Consider the following 7,022-nt stretch of genomic DNA (forward strand, 5'->3'; position numbering starts at 1 on the left):
TATCCAGCAGCATGTGCAGCAAGCCACCCAGGGAAAAGATCAAGGTGAGAAAGGGTAGCGACTGTTTTCTTGTCAGACCGGTTGCCAGCATTGAGGTACACAGCAGGCCGATCCACAGACTGGGCCAGTGGCTAAAGTATTTATGGTGATGGGTCTGGCGGTGGTCGATGAAATAAAAGTAGAGCATATCCAGATCCGGGGCGATGGCCCCGACCATGACGGTGAAGAGGACCGCTTTGGGGGAAACGGGGATGGTGCAAATTCTTTTCAGAAGGTGTTGGGCGAGCAGGTAGCCAGCGGGGAGGTGGGCAATGAACATGATGGGTTCCTGTTTATTGATCCGCGCGATTATTTGCCGCGTTGCTGGTGGAGGCCGATGTGGCGGTGACCACGTAGCGCAGGGGGCCGCCGGGGGTGAGGGCGCCGAAGGGGTAGCAGGTGATCAGTATTAGCTGTTGGTCATCCCGGGGGATGTGTAGGGGGTGCTGTTGGCTGTTGATGACCTGCTGTCTGCTGATCTGAAAATGCTGCTGTGAACCGTTGGCCAATTGCACGGCGAGGGGTTGGCCAGGGTTCAGGTTTTCCAGAAAGGCGAAGTGGGTGTCGCGGTGGCCGGCCAGGGTGAGGGCCTGGTCGCTGCCGATGCCGCCGGCCAGTCGGCCGGGTCCGAAGGCCAGGGCTTCGCCGCTGGTGCTTTCCAACACATAGAGGGTTTCCCCGGCGGGGGTGGTGAGGCGCGCTACCGGCCAGGTGTCTGCCCAGGGCCAGGGGCGCTGGGGTGCGTCTTGCTCAAGCGTGGTTTGCCAGGCGTGGGCAATCAGGTGCTGGGCCAGCCAGGCCTTGCCGTCCAGCCAGCTGGCCCAGCCTGCGAGTCCTAGAAGCCCCGCCAGACTGAGTGCCAGCACCCCGCGTTCAAGCCGCGCCATGGTTCAGCCTTCGCTGACGAAGCCAGAGCAGCAGGCAGAGCACCAACAGCACGCCAGCCAGCCGCCACAACAGCGGCGCCGGTGTGGCCGTGCCCGGCCAGGCCGCAGTGTGTTGCGTACCGTGCGGTGCCTGGTTTCGCACGGTGTCGTGCAGCAGTGGCTCATGGGCGGGCCGGGAGACGGTCTCTTCTACGGCGATAAAGCTGGTGTAGCGGCTGACCAGTTGATGGCGCAGGGCCACGTCGGTGATCAGTGGGGCGATGTCGGTTTCCGGGGCGCCCAGGGTGATGCGGTCCATCAGGTCGGCGATCTTGCGCCGGGCCCACAGGCTCGCGGTGCCCGGGTGGTTGCTGTCGGTGGGCAGGGTGACCGGCTGTTGCCAGTGTTGGGTGTCGTAGCCGCTAACGGTGATGTGTTCCGTTGGCGCGGACAGCTTCATGGCCACCAACAGGGGCTCACCGGCATACAAGTCTGGCAGCTTTTGCGGCCAACGCTCGGCGACGATGCCGTTCGGGAGTTGCACCTGCAGGTTGCGCCTCAGCGGTGATTCCAGGCGGCGAAACAGGGTATCCATGCCCTGCTGCACCTGGTTCTGGTCGTTGATATAGGTAAAGCTGCCGCGCCCGAACTGGGCGGCGCGGGTCATGAAGTGGCTGTTGGGGGCGGAGCCAATGCCCACGGTAAACAGGCGGGCTTCGCCGAGCTGTTGGTGCAGGGCCTGGAAGATGCCGCTCTCGTTACCCACGGCGCCATCGGTGATAAAGATCACCTGGCGCAGGTAGCCGTCGCTGACGGGCTGACTCAGGGTGGCGCTGAGGGCCGGCAGCATGTGAGTGCCGCCGCTGGCTTGCAGGCCATCCACGAAATCTTGCGCCTGTTGGCGGCTGTTATCGCTGACCGTGACCGGCGTTTCAAACAGTAAGGTGTGTTGGTTGTCGAAATCGGTGATGTTGAAACGGTCACCGGGCTTCAGGCGTTGCAGGGCCAGTTGCAGGCTGGCTTTAGCCTGGCGCATGGGGGCGCCACCCATGGAGCCGGAGCTGTCGATGATAAACAGGGTTTCCCGGGGCAGGGTGGTGGCGTGGCCGGTTTCCGGTGGAACCACCATCAGCAGGGCGTAGTGCTCGCCGTCGATTTGCTCATAAAAACTGGTGGCCAGTGGTTCGCCGGTGTCTTCCAGTTCCCAGTTAAGCAGCAGATCCCGATCCATGGCGATGGCGCCGGCTTTTGGGGTAATGGTGTAGCGCCGCCCGTGCCGTTGGTAGCGGATGGCGTGGCTGGGGCTGCCCAGTGTGGCCAGTCGCTCGCCGGCGTCCAGGTCGATGTGGATGGACGCGGTGCCGGTCTCGGCGGTGCCGCCGGGGGGCGCTACCGTGTTGCGCAGCAGGGAATCCAGTGGATGGGGTGCTTCCGTGGCTGGGGTAAAACGTGGCGTCAGGGTTAGAGGCAGGCGCAACTGAAAGCGGTGCCCGTCCACGTTCAGGGTCTGCTGGTAATGCAGCTCCACCTGCACGGTTTCGCCGGGAGCGATATTGGCCACAGCGGTGGTGAAGAGGTTGGGGCGCTGCTGGCTGACCAGGCTGGCTTTCTTGCCACTGGCGCGGGCCTGTCGGTAGGTTTTTTCCGCCTCGGCCTTCCTGTCGATTTTGCCAACGATGCGCCGGTCTCCAATGGTCAGCACCATGCCGTTCACGGCGGCGCTCTCCGGTAGCGGAAACAGGTAGCGCCCTTCGCGAAACTGCTGGCTGGGATTGTGAAAACGCTGGGTCAGCGTGACCTCTGCCACGGGGCCGCTGACGGTGATATGGGCGTCGGTGTCCAGCAGGGTGGCGGGCTGAATGTGTCCCTGGTCATCGGCCAGCAGTAGAGCGCCGGTGGCGGCTTCATCCTGCCAGTCCGCCCGGGTGGTGAACGTCAGTAGCAGTAGAGAGAAGAAAAGCGTCAGTTGCATGGTGGCCTCCTTGTGATGGGGGCCAGCATGGCAAGGCAACAAGGAGGTTTTGTGGGGATTGTGTGGGGAGGCAATGAATAGTTAAAAATGAATAATTAATAGTTCGCGACCTTGCGCGAGCACCAAGAGCAAACGCATGAGGCCGCGCCTACCTCGTAGACGCGGCCTCATGCATTAGAAAAACAGAGACACCTGCTTCGCGCGTTATTAATTATTCATTATTAACTATTCATTGCTTTTTACGCTGCGTTGCGGCGTTTGGCGATGGCGTGCAGGACGATCTGGCACTGGTTTTCGCCGTATTCGCGAATGTCTGCTTCGGCATCGGCGGTGTTACGGCCGACCACGTTGACCAGCAGGCGCTTGAACAGCTGCAGGGAAACGTCGAACTCGGAGGTGTCTTCCTGCAGGGCGATAAACGTATAACGCTTGAGCAGGGGGATCAGGTCGATAATGTCATCGGCCAGGTAGCGGTTGTTGGCAAAACGTTCCGTGGCCAGTTCGACAAAGCGGAAGGCCAGCTGGTGGGCGGCGGGCAGGTCATTGCCCTGATAGTACTGCTCCAGTTGCGGCAGCATTTCCACCATGTCCTCAATCTGGCCGGGCATCCAGTTGCTGGCGGCCTGGCCAGCCAGTCGCGACAGCAGCATGAACAGGAAGTCGTAAAGGTCGTGAACCTGCTCATCAGTGACGTCGCACACCCGTGCGCCCTTGCGCGGCTGCAACTCAATCAGGTGTTGCTTTTCCAACAAACGAAAGGCCTCTCGAAGTGAGTTAGTGCTCACATCGAGTTGCTTGGCCAGATCATTTTCCGGCAGGCGCGCCCCGGGTGCCAGGGTGCCGGTGATGATCTGCTCGGCCAGATGCTGGGCAATCTGTTCACTCAGGCTGACGGCTTTCAACGACATGAGAAAGGTCCTTTTCGACTTCGGCGGGAATTATCCTCCGTGGTCGATACTATGTCACTAAATGAGTTGTTTGACAATTCAAGAAATCATGGATAGCCTAACCGTCACATTGGAGACTGTTACTTTTGGCTTGAACTAGCGAGGTATGAGCCATGTTCGAGAGCATGAACGCTGACGTAATGCTAAAAATGAAAAAATACGGCTATCTGACGTTTTGGGCGCTGATGGTCCCGCTAGTGCCTTTTTCGGCCTACGTGGGTGTGGATAGTGGCACTCAGGACTACTGGGCGTGGTTCCTTTACGTCTTTATCTTCGGGATTATTCCGGTATTGGATTATCTGATCGGTAAAGACCCGACCAATCCCAGCGAAGATGTTCAGGTTCCCACCATGAGCGAGGAAATCTTCTATCGGGTGTCGGCCATTGCCATGGGCTTTGTGTGGATTGCGGTGCTGTTCTACGCCGGCCATATTTTCATGACCAATGACTATGGTTTGCTGGGCAAGATTGGCTGGATCGTGTCCATCGGCACGGTGGGTGGCATTATCGCCATTAACCTGGGCCATGAGCTGATCCACAAAGACCCGAAAGCCGAAAACTGGATGGGCGGTTTGCTGCTGTCTACAGTGACTTATGCGGGCTTCAAGGTGGAGCATGTGCGTGGCCACCATGTCCATGTATCCACGCCGGACGATGCGTCTTCCAGCCGCTACAACCAGAGCCTGTACAACTTTCTCCCCAAGGCGTTCGTGCATAACTTTATCAATGCCTGGAGCCTGGAAAAGAAGTACCTGGAGCGTAAGGGCAAGAAGAACATCAGTATCTATAACGAGCTGATCTGGTGGTACAGCATTTCTGCCTTGTTTGCGGTGACCTTCGGGTTGCTGTGGGGCTGGCAGGGTGTGGTGTTCTTCCTGGGCCAGAGCTTCTTTGCCGCACTGGCACTGGAAATCATCAACTATATTGAGCACTACGGTCTGCACCGTCGTGTGAACGAGAAAGGGCGTTTCGAGCGGGTGACCCCGGCGCACAGCTGGAACTCCAACTACCTGCTGACCAACCTGGCTCTGTTCCAGCTGCAGCGTCACAGTGATCACCACGCCTACGCCAAGCGTCGTTATCAGGTGCTGCGTCACTACGAGGAAAGTCCCCAGCTACCGGCAGGCTACGCCACCATGTATGTGCTGGCCCTGATCCCGCCGCTGTGGAAAAAAGTGATGAACCCGCGGGTGGAAGCCTACTACGAAGGCGAACTGGACCAGCTGTTCCGTGACAGCAAGCGAGTGAACAATATCGCGTAAAAGCAGTTAACAGTTAATAATTAAAAGTTAACAGCTAGAACAAGAAAGCCCCGGCATTGCCGGGGCTTTTTTATGGTCGCTAGCACGCTTTCAACGAAGTCGCTGTAGGAGCACCGTTCAGGGTGCGAACCGTGCGAAGCACGAGGCGGTAAGGCATGACAGGTTCTCCCCTCCTCGCGCTACTCCTTTACTTCACTGTTTCCAGAACATCGGCGTGAACAGTACCAGCAAGGTAAAGATTTCCAGGCGGCCTGCGACCATCAGGATAGTCATCATCCACTTGGCGCTGTCGGTGATGTTGGCGAAGCCGCCGCCCACCTGGCCGATCCCAACCCCCAGGTTGTTAAGGCTGGCCGCGACGGCGCTGACGGCGGTGGCCAGGTCCATGCCGGTCATGGTGAAAAGCAGGGTAAAGATCACCGAAATGGTGATGTAAACACCGACGAACCCCCACACGGCTTGTAGTACCCGGTCAGGAATCGACTGGCGGCCAAAACGCAGGGCGAATACACCGTTGGGGTAAATCAAGCGGCGCAGTTCGCGAATGCTGTGGTGGAAAACCAGTGCGGCGCGCACGGCTTTCATGCCGCCGCCGGTGGAACCGGCACAGCCGCCGATAAAGCTGGTAAAGACCAACAAAAACGGAATAAACCCCGGGAAGGCGGCGGCATTGGTGCTGGTCAGCCCGGTCCCGGTGCTGAATGAGGCGACCTGAAAGGCAGAGTGGCGAAGGGCGTCATCGAAGGTAAAGTCATAATGAAAGAACAGCAAGCCGGCGGTGATGATGGCGGTATAGATCAGGAAAAGACCGATGAAGAAACGAAATTCCGGATCCCGCAGGTAGGCAAACAGTGAGCGGCCACGCCACATGGCAAAGTGCAGGGCAAAGTTGAGCCCGCCGATCAAGATAAAGGCGGTGGCGGTCCAGTCGATCAGGGGGTTGTCCCAGTAAGCCATGGAAGCGTCATGGGTGGAAAAGCCGCCAGTGGATACGGTGCTGAAGCTGTGGCAGATGGCATCGAACATGGTCATGCCAAATGCCCAGTAGAGTAAGGCGCAAGCAATGGTAATGAACAGGTAGATAAACCACAGGGCCTTGGCGGTTTCCGCAATGCGTGGGGTGAGCTTGGCGTCTTTCATGGGGCCGGGGATTTCCGCCTTGTAGAGCTGCATGCCACCGATGCCGAGCATGGGCAGGATAGCCACGGCCAGTACCACTACACCCATGCCGCCCAGCCACTGCAGTTGCTGGCGGTAGAAGAGCACCGATTTGGGCAGAAAATCGATGCCGGATAAAATGGTGGCGCCGGTGGTGGTAAGCCCGGAGACGGATTCGAATACCGCATCGGTGAAGCCCACGGGGACGTCGTCACTGATGATCAGTGGCAGCGCGCCGATAACGCCGAGCACGGACCAGAACAGGGTGACTACCAGAAAGCCGTCACGGGTTTGCAGTTCGGTTTTGTTGCGGAAGAACGGCAGCCAAAGGCTTAAGCCCAGCGCCAGGGTAATGACGAAAGAAATCAGGAACGGGGTTTCGCTGCCTTCCTGATACCAGTAAGACACGGCCACCGGTGGCATCATGGTAAAGCTGAAAACCACCAGCAGCAGGCCGAGAATTTTTGAGATTAATGCGAAGTGCATGGTGCCTCCTCAGGAGAGGAGGCGCCGGACGCAGGGTGCCCGACGCCTGACGCTAAAAAGGTGCGCTTTGTTTTTTCTGTCGGGCGTCCTGCGTCCGGCATCTGGCGTCTCATCCTAAAAAAACGTAAAGCCCACCTGGAACAGTTTTTCCACGTCCCGGGTGCGGCGTTTGTCGATCAGGAACAGGATTACGTGGTCGTCCGGTTCGATCACCACATGGTCGTGGGCAATCAGCACTTTTTCGCCGCGCACGACTGCACCAATGGTGGTGCCTTCCGGTAGATCAATTTCA

At 58.6% G+C, this 7,022-nt stretch carries 7 protein-coding genes; 1 reads left to right on the forward strand and 6 read right to left on the reverse strand.

What is annotated here, in order from left to right:
• From A3754_RS15075 to A3754_RS15090, 4 genes are all read right to left on the reverse strand, one after another.
• Positions 1-319 (reverse strand): metal-dependent hydrolase (locus A3754_RS15075; protein ID WP_197468675.1); only part of this gene is annotated, 319 nt, incomplete at its 3' end.
• A 13-nt stretch (positions 320-332) separates the two neighbouring features.
• Positions 333-926, reverse strand: a complete 594-nt coding sequence (locus tag A3754_RS15080) for a class GN sortase (protein ID WP_063520356.1) — start codon at positions 924-926, stop codon at positions 333-335.
• Positions 913-2,877, reverse strand: coding sequence for a marine proteobacterial sortase target protein (locus A3754_RS15085; RefSeq protein WP_082872369.1), 1,965 nt, complete (start codon positions 2,875-2,877; stop codon positions 913-915). The genes A3754_RS15080 and A3754_RS15085 overlap by 14 nt, the downstream gene beginning before the upstream one ends.
• 239 nt (positions 2,878-3,116) lie before the next feature.
• Entirely contained in the window at positions 3,117-3,785 is a 669-nt protein-coding gene (locus A3754_RS15090) for a GntR family transcriptional regulator (protein ID WP_063520357.1), read from the reverse strand.
• Between the two features lie 152 nt (positions 3,786-3,937).
• Here A3754_RS15090 and A3754_RS15095 point away from each other — a divergent pair, with 152 nt between their 5' ends.
• The gene (locus A3754_RS15095; protein ID WP_063520358.1) at positions 3,938-5,086 is read left to right on the forward strand and encodes an alkane 1-monooxygenase; all 1,149 of its coding nucleotides are present in this window, start codon (positions 3,938-3,940) and stop codon (positions 5,084-5,086) included.
• A 192-nt stretch (positions 5,087-5,278) separates the two neighbouring features.
• Here A3754_RS15095 and A3754_RS15100 read toward each other — a convergent pair whose 3' ends face one another.
• On the reverse strand, positions 5,279-6,730 hold the full coding sequence (locus A3754_RS15100) for a TrkH family potassium uptake protein (RefSeq protein ID WP_063520359.1): 1,452 nt from the start codon (positions 6,728-6,730) through the stop codon (positions 5,279-5,281).
• Positions 6,731-6,844: 114 nt separating this feature from the next.
• Positions 6,845-7,022, reverse strand: a 178-nt coding sequence (locus A3754_RS26190) for a TrkA C-terminal domain-containing protein (RefSeq protein WP_304439837.1), incomplete at its 5' end; no start/stop codon positions are given.

Source organism: Alcanivorax sp. HI0083 (assembly GCF_001635175.1).

What these genes read in the sequence shown, in the direction of transcription:
- A3754_RS15085 (WP_082872369.1), bottom strand. Translation starts at nt 2,877, where the DNA reads ATGCAACTGACGCTTTTCTTCTCTCTACTGCTACTGACGTTCACCACC.
- A3754_RS15100 (WP_063520359.1), bottom strand. Translation starts at nt 6,730, where the DNA reads ATGCACTTCGCATTAATCTCAAAAATTCTCGGCCTGCTGCTGGTGGTT.
- A3754_RS15080 (WP_063520356.1), bottom strand. Translation starts at nt 926, where the DNA reads ATGGCGCGGCTTGAACGCGGGGTGCTGGCACTCAGTCTGGCGGGGCTT.
- A3754_RS15090 (WP_063520357.1), bottom strand. Translation starts at nt 3,785, where the DNA reads ATGTCGTTGAAAGCCGTCAGCCTGAGTGAACAGATTGCCCAGCATCTG.
- A3754_RS15095 (WP_063520358.1), top strand. Translation starts at nt 3,938, where the DNA reads ATGTTCGAGAGCATGAACGCTGACGTAATGCTAAAAATGAAAAAATAC.